Source organism: Paenibacillus kribbensis (assembly GCF_001705305.1).
Lineage (GTDB): Bacteria > Bacillota > Bacilli > Paenibacillales > Paenibacillaceae > Paenibacillus > Paenibacillus kribbensis_B.
Genome location: NZ_MCBP01000004.1, coordinates 220,176 through 232,876 on the forward strand (window position 1 = coordinate 220,176; position 12,701 = coordinate 232,876).

Annotated in this window: 16 protein-coding genes; 13 read left to right on the top strand and 3 right to left on the bottom strand. The window is 48.5% G+C overall.

Features of this window, described 5'->3' with window-relative positions:
• Positions 1-22: 22 nt before the first annotated feature.
• Complete coding sequence (lipB, locus tag BAZ21_RS09615) at positions 23-715, top strand: lipoyl(octanoyl) transferase LipB (RefSeq protein ID WP_068499384.1); 693 nt, start codon at positions 23-25, stop codon at positions 713-715.
• 128 nt (positions 716-843) lie between these two features.
• Here lipB and prli42 read toward each other — a convergent pair whose 3' ends face one another.
• Positions 844-948 carry a stressosome-associated protein Prli42 gene (gene prli42 / locus BAZ21_RS28460; RefSeq protein WP_141694961.1) on the bottom strand — a complete coding sequence of 35 codons (105 nt, stop codon included), beginning with the start codon at positions 946-948 and terminating at the stop codon, positions 844-846.
• 85 nt (positions 949-1,033) lie between these two features.
• Between prli42 and BAZ21_RS09620 the strand changes: the two genes are divergently transcribed.
• Positions 1,034-2,167 carry a tripeptidase T gene (locus tag BAZ21_RS09620; RefSeq protein WP_068499386.1) on the top strand — a complete coding sequence of 378 codons (1,134 nt, stop codon included), beginning with the start codon at positions 1,034-1,036 and terminating at the stop codon, positions 2,165-2,167.
• A gap of 60 nt (positions 2,168-2,227) precedes the next feature.
• On the opposite strand, the gene mciZ is transcribed toward BAZ21_RS09620, so the two are convergent.
• Complete coding sequence (mciZ, locus tag BAZ21_RS27810) at positions 2,228-2,371, bottom strand: Z-ring formation inhibitor MciZ (RefSeq protein WP_007430898.1); 144 nt, start codon at positions 2,369-2,371, stop codon at positions 2,228-2,230.
• 124 nt (positions 2,372-2,495) lie between these two features.
• Here mciZ and BAZ21_RS09625 point away from each other — a divergent pair, with 124 nt between their 5' ends.
• The 7 genes from BAZ21_RS09625 to BAZ21_RS09655 all read left to right on the top strand — a co-directional run bounded on the left by BAZ21_RS09625 (position 2,496) and on the right by BAZ21_RS09655 (position 8,115).
• The gene (locus BAZ21_RS09625; RefSeq protein WP_068499388.1) at positions 2,496-3,095 is read left to right on the top strand and encodes an NUDIX domain-containing protein; all 600 of its coding nucleotides are present in this window, start codon (positions 2,496-2,498) and stop codon (positions 3,093-3,095) included.
• Positions 3,096-3,100: 5 nt separating this feature from the next.
• Positions 3,101-4,297, top strand: a complete 1,197-nt coding sequence (locus BAZ21_RS09630; RefSeq protein WP_068499390.1) for an endonuclease Q family protein — start codon at positions 3,101-3,103, stop codon at positions 4,295-4,297.
• 191 nt (positions 4,298-4,488) lie between these two features.
• The gene (spoIIM, locus tag BAZ21_RS09635; RefSeq protein ID WP_068499392.1) at positions 4,489-5,142 is read left to right on the top strand and encodes a stage II sporulation protein M; all 654 of its coding nucleotides are present in this window, start codon (positions 4,489-4,491) and stop codon (positions 5,140-5,142) included.
• Positions 5,143-5,241: 99 nt separating this feature from the next.
• Entirely contained in the window at positions 5,242-5,739 is a 498-nt protein-coding gene (gene fur, locus BAZ21_RS09640) for a ferric iron uptake transcriptional regulator (RefSeq protein ID WP_068499394.1), read from the top strand.
• A 226-nt stretch (positions 5,740-5,965) separates the two neighbouring features.
• On the top strand, positions 5,966-6,196 hold the full coding sequence (locus BAZ21_RS09645) for a YqzK family protein (RefSeq protein WP_256020322.1): 231 nt from the start codon (positions 5,966-5,968) through the stop codon (positions 6,194-6,196).
• 42 nt (positions 6,197-6,238) lie between these two features.
• On the top strand, positions 6,239-7,183 hold the full coding sequence (gene xerD, locus BAZ21_RS09650; protein WP_068499398.1) for a site-specific tyrosine recombinase XerD: 945 nt from the start codon (positions 6,239-6,241) through the stop codon (positions 7,181-7,183).
• Positions 7,184-7,290: 107 nt separating this feature from the next.
• Positions 7,291-8,115, top strand: a complete 825-nt coding sequence (locus BAZ21_RS09655) for a purine-nucleoside phosphorylase (protein WP_068499399.1) — start codon at positions 7,291-7,293, stop codon at positions 8,113-8,115.
• 123 nt (positions 8,116-8,238) lie between these two features.
• On the opposite strand, the gene BAZ21_RS09660 is transcribed toward BAZ21_RS09655, so the two are convergent.
• Positions 8,239-9,450, bottom strand: a complete 1,212-nt coding sequence (locus BAZ21_RS09660) for an O-antigen ligase family protein (RefSeq protein ID WP_068499402.1) — start codon at positions 9,448-9,450, stop codon at positions 8,239-8,241.
• Between the two features lie 237 nt (positions 9,451-9,687).
• On the opposite strand from BAZ21_RS09660, the gene BAZ21_RS09665 reads away from it, so the two are divergent.
• The 4 genes from BAZ21_RS09665 (at position 9,688) to sigF (ending at position 12,550) form a co-directional block, all read left to right on the top strand.
• A complete protein-coding gene (locus BAZ21_RS09665; protein WP_068499404.1) occupies positions 9,688-10,881 on the top strand; it encodes a D-alanyl-D-alanine carboxypeptidase family protein in 1,194 nt (397 codons plus the stop codon).
• A 96-nt stretch (positions 10,882-10,977) separates the two neighbouring features.
• On the top strand, positions 10,978-11,331 hold the full coding sequence (gene spoIIAA, locus BAZ21_RS09670) for an anti-sigma F factor antagonist (protein WP_010345711.1): 354 nt from the start codon (positions 10,978-10,980) through the stop codon (positions 11,329-11,331).
• Positions 11,328-11,783 carry an anti-sigma F factor gene (gene spoIIAB / locus BAZ21_RS09675; protein WP_013310781.1) on the top strand — a complete coding sequence of 152 codons (456 nt, stop codon included), beginning with the start codon at positions 11,328-11,330 and terminating at the stop codon, positions 11,781-11,783. The genes spoIIAA and spoIIAB overlap by 4 nt, the downstream gene beginning before the upstream one ends.
• An 11-nt stretch (positions 11,784-11,794) precedes the next feature.
• Positions 11,795-12,550 (top strand): RNA polymerase sporulation sigma factor SigF, encoded by a 756-nt coding sequence (sigF, locus tag BAZ21_RS09680; protein WP_007430886.1) that lies wholly within the window; start codon positions 11,795-11,797, stop codon positions 12,548-12,550.
• The last annotated feature ends 151 nt before the right edge of the window (positions 12,551-12,701 follow it).

Genomic DNA, 12,701 nt, shown 5'->3' on the forward strand with positions numbered 1-12,701 from the left:
GACGGGGAGGAAGTGACAGGCCATGAACAGACGACCGCTTGAAGTAACCTATATAGATAGGATGGAATATGCTCATGCATGGGATGTTCAGAAGGAGATTGTAGGGAAGCTGGATGCTGGAGAAGCGAGGGAAACACTTATGCTTCTCCAGCATCCGCCGACCTACACAATTGGCTCTCAGCGACATCCCGAGCATTTGCTTCTCACACCCGAGCAACTGGAGGCTGAGGGAATTAGCGTCTTTCAGATTGACCGTGGGGGAGACATTACATATCATGGGCCAGGACAACTTGTCGGATACCCTCTGCTTATGCTCGGCAATCGGGAGGCGTTGAATCTGCACGGTTACCTTCGGAGTTTGGAAGAAGTAATCATTCGGTTGCTGGCAACTCACGGGATTGAGGGGAATCGTAAGCCTGAATATACAGGGGTGTGGGTCGGGAATCTTAAAATTGCGGCCATTGGTGTGAAATTCAACAAGTGCAAGCACCGTCGGGGCTTTATAACCAGTCATGGCTTCGCCTTCAACATCAAATCAGGGATTCAGCATGAGGGCTTTAAAGGAATTGTCCCATGCGGCATTCAGGAGTACGGGGTGACTTCACTGGAGGACTGTACACAGCAGACTTTTTCGGTGGAGCAGATTGCGAAGGAAATTGTACCGCACTTCGAACAGCAATTTTCGTTTGCTGCGGAATGGCAAGCGCATTCCTAACCATAAAGGTAAGGCGGGCTAATACGTGATTTACACGAAAGCCCGCCTGTTTGCATTCACAGCAGCTTGTCCATTCACAGCTTTTACGGAGCCATGAAGCGGATGAATACGGTGAACGTAGTTGGCCATTATAGCGGCATAATCAACGGCTCAATGACCATGAACAGTGTAGAGCCAATCATAGCAGCGAGCATAACATAAACGAAAAAACGAACCCATTTTTTGTTAGACATGTGTAACTCCTTTTGTAAAGGTTTAAGTCATAGATAAGACCATCTATTCGTATTGTAGCGTAAACGGGAAAGAGAGGAAAGTTTAATGAGAGCAAAAGTAGTGAGAGACCGAATCGTACAGGAATTTATGGAACTGGTACAGGTGGACAGCGAAACGAAGTATGAGCAGGAAATATCACGTGTTTTGAAAGAAAAATTTAATACGCTTGGGTTGGAGGTAACGGAAGACGATTCTCGTGAGAGAACCGGACATGGCTCAGGCAACCTGATTGTCACCTGGAAAGCGGAAGGTGTGGAGAAAGCACCTAAAATATTTTTTACCTGCCATATGGATACCGTTACCCCGGGCAAAGGCATTAAGCCGCAATTGGGTGAAGATGGCTGGATTCGCAGTGATGGTTCGACGATTCTGGGATCGGACGACAAGGCGGGTATTGCTGCCTTGTTTGAGGCGATTCGTGTCGTGCGCGAGCAGAACATTCCCCATGGTCAAATTCAGTTTGTTATTACGGCTGGTGAGGAATCCGGTCTGATGGGCGCGCGGGCCATGAAGCCGGAAGTGCTGGATTCGGACTTCGGGTATGCTTTGGATTCCAATGGGGACGTGGGTTCCATTTGTATAGCTGCTCCTACGCAGGCACGTATTGAAATGAAGATTACAGGAAAATCCGCTCACGCGGGTGTGAATCCTGAAGATGGCATTAGTGCCATCCAAGTTGCATCCAAGGCGATTTCCAATATGAAGCTGGGCCGAATCGATAAAGAAACCACTGCAAACATCGGTAGCTTCGAAGGCGGCGGGGCAACGAATATTGTATGCGATTTTGTATTGATTCGCGCAGAGGCACGCAGTATTGTGCAGGAAAAGGTTAACCATCAAATCCAGCATATGCGTGAAGCACTGGAAACTACAGCGCGTGAATTTGGCGCACAGGGTGAGTTCCGCAGTGAGGTGATCTATCCGGCATTCAGCTTTACGGAGCATGATGAGGTTGTGCAGGTAGCGCAGCGTGCGATTCAAGGGCTGGGATTACCAACATCGACCTTCCATTCCGGTGGTGGCTCAGATGCCAATGTATTCAACGGACTGGGGATTCCAACGGTGAATTTGGCTGTGGGCTACCAGAACATTCATACAACAGAGGAAAAAATCAAGGCTGATGATCTGGTAAAGGTTGCTGAAGTAGTTGTAGCTCTGATTCAGGAGACCGCGAAGTAAAACTTGTATCCTATGAACAAAGAGGTTCAGGCTAAAGATAGGAAGATCGTTCCTTTGTCTTTAGACCTGAACCTTTTTTGGAACGGTCAGCGAAGCAATGGTGGCTGAGGGACCGTGTTCCTTTTGCCATTGACGCAAGAGAGCTTGAATCTGCCAGGCTTTGCCGACAATATGGAGGGTGGTTTCGGTACGGTAGCTTTTCATCTCAGTATCTCCTTATCACAGGAAGTTTGTTATACCACCAGCATATGTCCAAAGTGGACAAGTTAGACTATCGTTGGCGATAATGGATAAAGAAAGATAGATGACGAAGAAGGAGACATAATCGATGAACGACCAAGTGAATCATCACACGAACGATTTGCATCGCAAGCCTTATTCCAATCCTGCGCTGGAGGAAAAGACGGTGTCTACCCAGCCGATTTTTGAAGGAAAGGTCATTACGTTACAGGTGGACACCGTAGAGCTTCCCGACGGCTCTACCGGAAAGCGTGAAACCGTAAAGCATCCGGGTGCGGTGGCTGTATTGGCTCTGCATCAGGGGAAAATGCTGGTTGTGGACCAGTACAGACAGGCTATGGGGCGCTGTGAGGTGGAAATTCCAGCAGGCAAGCTGGAGCGAGGCGAAGACCCGATGGAAGCTGCAAGACGTGAGCTGAGAGAAGAGACAGGTTATAACGCCAAGTCCTTAAAGCTGCTGCATTCCTTTTATACTTCCCCTGGCTTTGCAGATGAAATCATTCATTTATATGTGGCCGAAGAGCTGGAGCTAGGGGAAATGGAGCCGGATGAGGATGAATTTCTGGAGCTGTTTGAGGTGACGCTGGAAGAAGCACAGGCGTTCATTCGTGAGGGTCGAATTAGTGATGCCAAAACGATTTTGGCTGTCTATGCATGGCAGCTCCAACAGCACACAGGGAGTTTCTAAGAAATATGAACGGAAATAAGGTAGAACTTACAGACTATTTTGCTGACCTCCATATTCATATTGGCAGAACAGAGAAGGGAGATCCGGTGAAAATCAGTGGCAGCCGCGATCTCACCTTCGCCAACATAGCCAAGGAAGCCTCCGGTCGCAAGGGGATCGGGCTGATCGGGATCATTGATTGCCACGCACCGAATGTACAGGAAGATATTCGAGCTTATTTGCACACGGGGGAAATGACGGAAATTAGCGGCGGCGGTATCGCATACCGTGATACGGTGGTTCTGCTAGGGACGGAGCTGGAAATCCGAGCCGAAGGACGTCCCGAAGCACATGTATTGGCTTATTTTCCTAATTTGGCGGTGATGGAGGATTTTACGCAATGGATGGCCCGACATATGAAAAATGTCAATCTCAGCTCACAACGTATCTACGCACCGCCACGCGAATTACAGCAGCAAATTTACGGGCGTGGAGGCATCATGGTGCCTGCGCACGTGTTTACCCCTCATAAGGGCATTTACGGCAGCTCTGCGGCCCGTATGGAAGAACTGCTCGATATGGAGCTCATAAGTGGAGTGGAGCTGGGGCTAAGCGCAGATTCATCCATGGCAGGAATGATCTCGGAACTGGATCGTTTCAGCTTTCTTACCAATTCTGATGCCCATTCACTTGGAAAAATTGGACGAGAATACAATAAATTATCGCTCACGAAGCCGTGCTTTGATGAATTCAGAATGGCTTTGGAGCGACGGGGAGGACGAAGGGTGTGTGCCAACTACGGATTAAACCCCAAGCTGGGCAAATACCACCGTTCTTACTGTCAAAGCTGCGGTACGATTATTGACGAGCAACAGATGGTGGACGAACGTTGTCCTGACTGTGGTCACCCCAAGCTGGTGCGGGGCGTGCTGGATCGAATATGGAGCATTGCCGACCGTGAACAGCCCGTGATTCCTTCACATCGCCCGCCGTACATTTATCAGATTCCGCTTGAGTTTATCCCTGGTCTGGGCAAAGCCAAGCTGAACCATCTGCTGACCGCGTTTGGGACGGAAATGAATATATTGCATAAGGTCAATCAGGGAGAACTGGCGGCAGTTGTCGGGGAAGTGTTGGCAGAGCAAATTATTCTGTCCCGTGAGGGACGACTCTCTCTCGTGTCCGGCGGTGGCGGAACATACGGCAAAATAGCCAAGTCCTAGCAAAGTCATGTCCTGATAAAGTCATATCAGCATCTGCTTGTTCATAACCATAAAATAACCTTAAAAATATCTATGCCGCCGCTGGCTTGGCACATCTTTTACGAATCTTTACTGCCTCCATTCATGGCCATCAGCTGTCGGATTCCGGTTGTTTTTTGGACAAACAAGCAGATGAAAGGGGCAGGACGCCGATGCAATGGTTTCGTCATACGTTAAAGGATCAGACGCCGTATTATGTTTTTTTGGCTGTGCTGTTTCTGGTGGGAGTTGTCTTTGGCGCACTGATGGTAAATGCGCTCTCGCTGGAGCAGCTACAGGATTTGTCGCGTTATCTGAAGGACTTTTTTGCGACGGTCAATCAAAACGAGCAGGGCTTTGCTGATCCGCAGGCGGCCTCGACCTTTTGGGATAGTGTGTCTCTACATTTGAAATGGGTCGGTTTAATTTGGGTGTGCGGCCTTTCAGTCATCGGTCTTCCCGGTATTCTTGTGCTGAATTTTCTCAAGGGTGTGCTAATCGGATTTTCAGTGGGCTATTTGGTAGGGCAATACTCGTGGAAAGGGCTGTTATTTTCCCTCGTCTCGGTAGCTCCTCATAACCTGCTGGTGATTCCGGTGCTGCTTGTGTGCAGTGTGGCTGCGATGACCTTTTCCATTCATATGATCAAAACTAAAATACTTGCTACCCGTCCATCTGACGGGATGTTGCGTCCTTTGCTGTCATACGCAGGACTGACGGCCGTAATGATGCTGCTTCTCGTCGGTAGCGCGTTCTTTGAAACTTGGATCACCCCGGTTATGATGCAATGGGTCACTCCCATGCTGACGGCTTCCGTATCATCTTAACCTCTTTCAAAATGTTTGACTTTATTTGTATAGACCCCCTATAATAATAGGAGTGAAAAAAGTGCAGTAGGCAGTAGCTTTGCAGGGGGAGGGAGACACATGGAAGCACGGATCGAAAAAATTAAGCAGCAATTGCAATCCCAGGGCTACAAACTAACGCCTCAGCGGGAAGCCACCGTTAGAGTTTTACTTGAGAACGAAGATGATCATCTGAGTGCGGAAGATGTATTTATGCTCGTCAAAGAGAAAGCTCCCGAAATCGGTCTGGCGACCGTATACCGTACCCTAGAACTGCTAAGTGAACTGCATGTCGTGGAGAAAATTAATTTTGGTGATGGCGTGGCGCGTTATGATTTGCGTGGCGATACGTCCAAGCATCACCACCACCATTTGATATGTGTGCAGTGCGGCAGTGTAGATGAAATACTGGAGGATTGGCTTGGGCCGTTGGAAGAGCGTCTGGAACGGGAATTTAATTTTACCGTAGTGGACCATCGATTGGACTTCCACGGTATTTGCTATCGTTGCAAGGCGAAGAACGATATGACTGCTCAAAAGTCTTTGGGCAAAACCAGGAAAAACAAATCTCAGGATTAATAAGCTGACAACCCAAGCTCTCACCGACGAAGACGCGTTCGGGGGGAGCTTTTTAGTTCGGGACTTTTTTGGCTGGGGATTTTTTCAGTTGAAGACTTTTTTAGTTCGGGATGGGCTGCATGGGGCCAAACGGTATAAAAAGGAATAGCTTGTCATATCCTTCCCATAGAGAGCCTGATAGGTTCTATATTCTGGGAAAAGGCGGCTGATCCACATGGTTATATCGATGCGAAAAGTACTAAAATGGCTGCGTATAGTCATATTGTTCGGGGCTTTGTCATGTATGTTCTTTTATAGCCTCAGATTGTTTACAGATTGGATATCACCTGTGGATCATTACCGGATACCGGAAGGGCAGTCAGTTAAGGTATTTGGCGGACAGGCATTGTCCGAGGGAACTGAGCACCAAATGGTGTTGTTGGAGCGTTTGCGTTTCTTTTACTGGTATGGGGAATAGCTATGAATCGCTGTAGGTAGGACAAGGAGACTTTTGCTACTCATGAAAATATATATTCAACCTTTCGTTCGATATATGGAAGAGGAAAAGGGCTTGTCGCGCAGCACATTGGAAGCGTATCATCGGGACATACAGCAGTTTGCCGAGTTCGCAGAAACCTGTGGCCTTGAGCAGCCGGATAGCGTCCAGCGCTCACATCTTGTGCTGTATTTGGGACGTTTGAAGGAACAGGGGAAAGCAGCGGCGACGATCTCTCGCAGCGTTGCCTCCATTCGCTCCTTTTTTCATTTTTTGATTCGGGAGGGGATTACAGGCCAAGATCCGTCTGTTCTGCTAGAGTTGCCGAAAGCGACCAAAAAGAAGCCCTCGGTGCTCACGCAGGATGAGATAGAGCGTTTGCTGTCAGCACCGGACGTGACTACCCCGCAGGGAGTACGGGATAAGGCGATGCTGGAACTACTATATGCAACAGGCATCCGCGTATCCGAGCTGATTGCCCTGAACGTGCGTGATGTGCGCACCGATCTGCGCTTTGTTCACTGTGGCGGCGAGGCGGGCAAGGAGCGTGTAGTGCCGATTAGCCGTGAGGCGGCACAGTGGGCGCAGACCTACATAGATGAGCAGCGTCCATCGTTGCTGCGACCCATGCAGGACGGAGAAGCTCAGGCGGAGCAGGAAGCCCTGTTCTTGAATGTATCTGGTCAGCGTCTCAGTAGACAGGGCTTTTGGAAAATAATTAAGAAGTACGGTCAGGAGGCAGGCATAAACGAGGATATTACGCCGCATACGCTGCGGCATTCCTTTGCGGTACATATGCTGGAGGGTGGAGCCGATTTGCGCTCTGTACAGGAAATGCTGGGCCATGCCGATCTGTCTACGACGCAGGTTTATGCGCAGACGGCCAGACGGAATATGAAGGAAGTATATGAAAAGCATCACCCGCACGGCAGCAATCACATTTCTCCTGAAAGCAAGGAACATCGGTAAAGATGCGGTAACAATGTGATAATGGTGTGGTAACGATGCTTTGCTTTCACGAGAAAAATGTGATGATCACTATAACTTAACGATTGTACAAGTCAGGAGCGATATTGATGTCAACAGCCAACCAAGCTATGATTCAGGAAGCAGCAGAGTATATCCATTCCAAGAGCGGAATTCGTCCGGAAATCGGTCTTATTCTGGGATCGGGTCTCGGTATTCTGGCCGATTTGATTCAGGATGGGATTAGCATTCCCTATCAGGAAATTCCCCATTTTCCCGTTTCGACGGTAGAAGGTCATGAGGGAGAATTACTGTTAGGTACGATTGAAGGTCGCGCTGTAGTCATGATGAAGGGGCGCTTCCATATGTACGAGGGCTATGGCCCGCAGCTAACCACTTTCCCTGTTCGTGTCATGAAGCAACTGGGTATTCAAAGTCTGCTGGTGACGAATGCAGCAGGTGGTGTAAATACATCCTATCAGGCGGGCGATCTGATGGTCATCTCGGATCATCTTAATCTGACAGGACAGAATCCGCTGGTTGGACCGAATGATGCGGGGCTGGGTGTTCGTTTCCCTGACATGTCGGAGGCATACAGCCGCCGTCTGCGTGAAATTGCCAAACAGACAGCTACTGAGCAGGGCTTCAGCTTGCAGGAAGGTGTATATGCCGGTCTGCTAGGACCAAACTATGAAACGCCTGCTGAAATCGTCATGCTGCGCACCCTGGGCGCAGACGCGGTGGGCATGTCGACTGTGTCTGAGGTTATTGTAGCCCGTCATGCGGGCATTGAGGTGCTCGGGTTCTCCTGTATCACGAATATGGCAGCAGGCATTCTGAATCAGCCTCTGTCCCATAGTGAAGTGATGGAGACGGCGGAAAAGGTACGCGAGCAATTTTTGAAGCTTGTACTGGCGATTATTCCACAAATGTAGATAAGGTGCGCCGCCGAGTCAGAGTGGCGGGCATGTAACCAAAGAACCCCATATCCAAGCGCCATTTGATGGCCTAGGATGGGGTTCTTTTTTTGCGTAACGGTTGAGAGCGGGTGATATTTCCTAATGAAGTGGGGATGTGCTCAATGCTGCCGAATTAGTTTTTTCTGCTACAGCCAGTCTATGCCGCTCCTGCACCTTGATTACAATCACCATAAAAATGATCCAGTAGATGGATAGTGAGTTCAGAAAACGACTGTCCGTTATATTGTTCAATACGATGAACAGGAAAAAAACCATTGCTGTCAGCCATGTATACATATCTGCTTTGCCAATTCTGAATTTAAATAAGGTGATTGTAACGAGTGCGATCGTGGCGAGGAGTCCTGTGAAGCCCACGTCGATCCACAAATCCCGGAAGCCGCTATGGCTGCTTGTCAGATCAAATCGGATTCCACCCGCATAGATACTGGGCCGGGCTGCCCAGTAGGAGCCGTAACCATGACCAAACCAGTAATGGCTCTGAATAGCACCAGCGATTCCCTGCCAGATTTCTGTCCTTCCGGTTAAGGTTGTTGTTTTTCCGAACTCCGATGCAATCGCATCCCCATAAGTAAAGGCCAATACCAAGCCCAAAAGCACAAGCAGGCCGGAAGTGCTAATGAAAAAACCTCGTAACGCGACACTTCGAATTCTTTTGAATAGCAATATAAACAAAATGAATGCGAACAGCGAGGATGTCAGCACCAACGAGGTGGTAGATTGGCATTTAATGAGCAATAGGGCGTTGAGCAGGATAAAGCCGACATGCAAAGCTTTGTGTTTTCCCTTGAAAAAGGATATGACATGTGAAACAAAACTTAATAAAGAGAGGGTCCCGAGTGTGTTCTTATGACCGGAGATCCCCTTCCACAGTCCAGTATGTTCTACGCCTGCGTGAATAGCAAAGGAAGGAACGAGCAAAACGGCCAGTAGATTAAGTACGCTCAAAATACTTAATGTAATGACGAGTAGTCGAATGCAGTCCTGTGCTGTGTAGTGGGTAACAAAATAAAGTCCGAAGGTAGAGAAGGCAAGGAATTTGAGAACCATCAGCATAGATGAGGTCTGCTCCTGCTCAGCCCATAAGCAGGAGGCCGCTATGTACATCATGAGCAAGGTCAGCAACGGATTGTCTGCTAAAGTTGCAATCACCGTTTTGAGCGAAGGCAGCAGCATGATATAGCTGAATAACAGAATGAGCAGGGCAATTGTGATGACTCTGGGAGATAGGCCCTGACAGGCATAAGGAATTGAAAAAGCCAGTAAACCGGCCACTGTGAGTATATGCTTCACGTCTTCACCGCCTGGATACGTTATGTATCTATTTTATACAAATCGTATCTTCTTGTACAGCCTACAGCAAGCTCTCTTATACATATACTCAGTCCATGCTAAGAAAATGAATAATCATCCATATGGAATATTTTTCTTCCAATCTGACGACAATGGTTAGCAGCACGCGAATAGGCCGGAGGGGCAAGTATACGGGCTCCGGTGCTTTCCGCCAATATGTTGAGGAGGTAACCGATTGTGAAGAAAAAAGTGGTGGCGTTCATTCTGGCTTGTCTCGTGGCCTTGACTGCTGTCCCCGTCGGCGGTTGGGCCGAAGAAAGCAAACCTGAAAGCAAACCCAAGGGGGGCTCTGCGGCGGAGCTGGCTCCTGAGGCTCTCTCGGCGATCCTGATGGATGCAGATACAGGCACAGTTATCTATGAAAAAAACAGTCGTGAAAAACTTCCTCCAGCGAGCATCACCAAAATTATGACGATGCTGCTGACGATGGAAGCTATTGATAACGGCAAGCTCAAGCTAACTGATAAAGTGCGGGCCAGCGAATATGCATCCTCGATGGGCGGCTCGCAAATTTTTCTGGAGCCGGGAGAAGAAATGACGGTTGACGAGATGTTAAAGGGAATTGCAATGGCTTCCGGGAACGATGCTTCTGTGGCTATGGCTGAGAAAATTGCAGGATCTGAGCAGGCTTTTGTCGAGCTGATGAATGCCAAAGCGCAGCAGCTCGGACTCAAGGATACCCATTTTGCCAATTGCAACGGTTTACCAGTAAAAAATCACTATTCTTCTGCGCATGATATTGCGGTAATGAGCCGGGAGCTGTTGAAATATCCGCAAATTACGAAGTATACAGGAGCATATCAGGACTATTTGCGCAAATCCTCGGTCAAACCCTTTTGGCTGGTGAATACCAATAAGCTTGTTCGCTTCTACACCGGAGCAGATGGGCTGAAAACAGGCTATACGTCAGAAGCGAAGTTTTGTCTTTCTGCTACGGCGAAGCGTGATGGCATGCGCATCGTAGCCGTCGTGCTCGGTGAGCCGAATACCAAGACACGCAACAATGAAGTATCATCGATGTTTGACTATGCATTTTCTCAATATACAATGAAATCCATATACAAGCAGGGTGACTTGCTGGGAAGCGTAAAAGTTGAAAAAGGCGTATTGCCAGAGTTAAAAATACAGGCAGACCGCTCGTACAGTGTGCTGGTGAAAAAAGGCGGGACCCAGCAAACGTTGCGTCATGAGCTGCAACTGACTCCAAGTCTGAAAGCACCTGTCCGTGCAGGAGATCCGGTCGGCAAGCTGGTTGTCTATCAGGATGGTCAACGGTTAAAGGAGTTTAACATTACTTCGCCTGTGGCTATTGAGAAGGCCGGATGGTGGAAATTGTTAAAACGCACCATGTCGAATCTGTTTTCTTTGTAGATTGGACGGGGTTTTCTTCTAGTTTTGTCGGAGGGCAGGAATCGTCTGCGGCAGCGTAGAAATCCTTGTCCAAGACCGGGAGGAGAGTGAGTAAGCATGAACCTGCAAATTGAAATGGAGCATCACCGGGGGGTACTGATTGTAAGACTGTCCGGTGAGCTTGATCACCATACGTCGGACATGGTCCGCATGCAAATGGATGAGGCGATTCAGCGTCGGCAATGCGAGCACATCGTGCTCAGCCTGAAAAATCTTCAATTTATGGACAGCTCAGGGCTTGGCGTTATCCTGGGCCGATACAAGTTGATCAAGCAAAAGGGCGGGAAAATGGCAGTCTGTGATGTTAATCCGCCAGTATATCGACTGCTGGAGATGTCAGGGTTGTTTAAAATTATGCCTATATATGACAACGAGGGAAATGCGCTCACGGAACTGGAGGTCGTATCATGAGAGAAGGCACAGGAAACAATTTCATGAGCTTGCAGTTTGCCGCCAAATCCGAGAATGAAGCTTTTGCACGTGTGGCTGTTGCAGCCTTTATTTCCAGGCTTGATCCTACAATGGATGAGCTGAGCGACTTGAAAACCGTGGTGTCTGAAGCAGTGACAAACAGTATTATTCACGGATATGACAGTGATCCGTCAGGTGTCGTAACGATTAAAGTCGGCATTGAAGCAGACGTGATTACACTGGTCGTTGAAGACGCAGGACGGGGAATTGAAGATCTGGAGCTGGCCAAGCAGCCTCTGTATACCTCCAAGCCTGAGTTGGAACGTTCGGGTATGGGCTTTACCATTATGGAAAACTTCATGGATGAGTTTGAGGCAGTCAGTGAGCCGGGCGGAGGCACGTCGGTCCGGATGAAGAAAAGGATTGAATCCAAGAAAGCTTTATATAATTAGGGGTTGGTCCTATGGAAGCAGGAGGAAAAAAAACTTCACACAGCTATTTGGAGGATGCGGAAGTCAAGCGGCTCATTGCACGAAGTCAGTCTGGTGATAATGATGCCCGTGAGACGTTGGTCAATAGTAATATCCGGCTCGTTTGGTCTGTCGTGCAGCGCTTTATGAACCGGGGGTATGAACCTGACGATCTTTTTCAAATTGGTTGCATCGGTTTGTTAAAATCGGTGGATAAATTTGATCTCAGCTATGAAGTCAAATTTTCAACCTATGCGGTACCGATGATTATTGGTGAGATTCAACGGTTTCTTCGTGATGACGGGACACTCAAGGTTAGCCGTTCCCTGAAGGAGACGGCCAATAAGGTCCGCAAAATGAAGGACGAGCTTTCCAAACGGCTCAACCGACTGCCTACGGTTAAGGAAGTCGCCGATGAGCTGGGAGTGACACCGGAGGATGTTGTTTTTGCACAGGAAGCAAACAAGCCGCCTACCTCCATTCACGAAACGGTGTTCGAAAATGACGGTGACCCCATTACGCTCATGGATCAGATTGCTGACGAATCGCAGGAACGATGGTTCGACAAGCTGGCGCTAAATGAGGCCATCGGCGGACTTTCCGAGCGGGAACGGTTAATTGTATACCTGCGTTATTACCGGGACCAGACTCAGTCGGAGGTTGCAAGTCGACTTGGTATTTCCCAGGTGCAGGTATCTCGGCTGGAAAAAAAGATTTTGCAACTGATCCGCGATCAGATTGCCCAATAATAGCAGTCAGGATTTTGCGAAATCCTTATGCTTACGTGAGTCTAAAGGGTATTCCGAAGCCATTCTGATGGCATGGAATACTCTTTTTTTGCGTGGGAAAAAGGACAAGTCGAAGAATAGGTTTGCTTGCTTCGTTCCATAATAACCAGTA